General features: G+C 57.0%; 2 protein-coding genes. Both read right to left on the bottom strand.

Annotated elements, in window-relative coordinates; all coding sequences use genetic code 11:
- A partial coding sequence (locus FTT75_RS15600) for a LysR family transcriptional regulator (RefSeq protein WP_130234736.1) occupies positions 1–250 on the bottom strand: 250 nt, incomplete at its 3' end.
- A 27-nt stretch (positions 251–277) separates the two neighbouring features.
- Positions 278–1,492, bottom strand: a complete 1,215-nt coding sequence (gene floR, locus FTT75_RS15595) for a chloramphenicol/florfenicol efflux MFS transporter FloR (protein WP_000214122.1) — start codon at positions 1,490–1,492, stop codon at positions 278–280.
- Positions 1,493–1,697: the final 205 nt, after the last annotated feature.

Genomic DNA, 1,697 nt, shown 5'->3' with positions numbered 1-1,697 from the left:
CCATGAAGTGCCTGCCTGCGTCTGTTAGCCGAACGCCCCGCGCATGGCGCTCAAATAGCAGGACACCAAGGTTATCCTCCAGCGCTTTCACACGCGCGCTGACGCTCGACTGGCTGATACCAAGTGCCTTGGCCGCATGCCGAAAATTCAGATGCTCGGCGACGGCGATGAACTGAACAAGGGAAATGAGCGGTATCCTGCCAGACAGGATACCGACATTCACGAGGTTTCGATGGTTAGTGCGCCGCATCGGAGCGGGCCTGCTACCAGTCGTCGGTTAGACGACTGGCGACTTCTCGGTGGCAGCCCCACGGAGCCGAAGGAGCACCAGCCCCAACGAAACCAGTACCGCCATCGCCGTGGCGTAACAGATCACGGGCCACGCTGTGTCACCGTTTAAAAGTGCCACCGCCAATGTCCCGACAATGCTGACTATCAGGCTTTGAACGCAGAAGTAGAACGCGACCGCTGATCCCGCGATGTCGTCGAACTCTGCCAAAGCGCCGTTCGCGGTAACGGACACCGTGAAGACAATACCGACCGCGACAACCCACATCGGTAGGATGAAGGTGAGGAATGACGGCGAGCCGTAAAGTTCGCCGATCCCCAACAGGACCGCTCCGCAAACAAGCAACGCCATCCCACGCGCCACGCATCCTGCGATGCCCCATCTGGCGACAAAGGACTTCGCGAAACGGGTTGTCACGATCATTACAAGCGCGACAGTGGCGAAGGCAAAGCTGAATCCGATCTCGGAATATTCCGCTTGGCCTATGAGCACACGGGGAGCCGTCGAGAAGAAGACGAAGTAGGTGCCCATACCGGCGCTAAAGCCGACAGTGTAAACCCAAAAAGCCGGACTCGCGAAGATCGGCAAGACAGATCGGCGCGTCTTGACTTGATCCAGAGGGCGGGTTTCGTGCCACCTGAAACCCGCATTTAGGAGTGCGAGCATCGCCAGTATAGCCAAAGTAATGAATATCGCCTGCCATCCCAAGAACTCGCCGATCAATACTCCGGCGATAGGGCCGAGCGCAGGCACGAACGCCAGCATCGAACTGAAAAGGCCGTAGATGACGACACCCTCAGGACGGTTGGCATAAACGTCGCGAACCGTCGCGAACGTCGCCACCAGCATGGCCGACGCGCCCACTGCTTGAAGTAGACGGAAAGCGACAAAGGCCGGTGCAGTTGAAGACCAAGCTGCTCCCAGAGACGCAATGACGAAAGCCGTTGCGCCCGCAAGTAGAATTGGCCGTCGCCCGATTCTGTCTGAGAGCGGACCAAAAATCACCTGGCCCACGCCGAGCATCACCATATAGAGGCTCAACGTGAGTTGGATCATAGCGGGCGTCGTGTTCAGGATGCCGGGCATCGCTGGAACGACAGGGAGATAAATATCCATCGCCAGTGAAGCGAGGATGTCGAAAGGAGCCATCAGCAGCAGTGCTGCCGGCAGCGTATAGGCCCACGCGGGGCGTGTGGTGGTCATGACGAATCAACCCTCGATTAAGGAATACCGGGCGACGTCTGCTCGTCAGCAATCAGATGAGACTAGCCTTACAGAGCGCCGCAACAACAATACTGGTTGTTGCGGCTTACTTGTCTGCTGACTTGGAATTTCCCATCTGATTACTCCACGCTTACGAATATGAATTGCTACATTTTATCCGATTATCTTTTGCTTCGCAATGCGG

It is taken from the genome of Acinetobacter sp. YH01008, from assembly GCF_013420435.1.
GTDB classification, from domain to species: domain Bacteria; phylum Pseudomonadota; class Gammaproteobacteria; order Pseudomonadales; family Moraxellaceae; genus Acinetobacter; species Acinetobacter pseudolwoffii.
This window is presented reverse-complemented; position numbering and strand designations above follow the sequence as displayed.